This window comes from Faecalibacterium sp. DFI.5.82 (assembly GCF_029076575.1).
Classification (GTDB): domain Bacteria; phylum Bacillota; class Clostridia; order Oscillospirales; family Ruminococcaceae; genus Faecalibacterium; species Faecalibacterium duncaniae.
Window position 1 is genome coordinate 1 of the sequence record NZ_JARFIS010000433.1, and the last position, 314, is coordinate 314.

Consider the following 314-nt stretch of genomic DNA (forward strand, 5'->3'; position numbering starts at 1 on the left):
TGGCCTGCGGCACGGTTCAGTGCCTCGATGGCGGGTTTGGGGCCGTCCTCGCGGCCCATCACGCTCACATAGACCTTTGCAACATCCAGGTCAGGTGTCACATCCAGACGGGTGACGGTCAGCAGACCGCCCTCCAGGCGGGGGTCCTTCAGCTGTCCGATGATGGCAATGACCTCACGCTTCATATCCTGGGCAAGACGACCCATATTTTTCTGAGACATAGCTTCTCCTATAAAACAAAACCCCTCAGTCTCGCTTGCGCTCGACAGCTCCCCTAATGGGGGTGCCTTTGGCATAAAGATGAGGCTTCACCC

General features: G+C 57.6%; 1 protein-coding gene. It reads right to left on the minus strand.

Annotation, left to right across the window (positions count from 1 at the left end; translation table 11 throughout):
- On the minus strand, positions 1-221 hold a 221-nt coding region (locus P0G09_RS17310; RefSeq protein WP_275253290.1), incomplete at its 3' end, for a ribosome-binding factor A.
- Positions 222-314 lie beyond the last annotated feature (93 nt).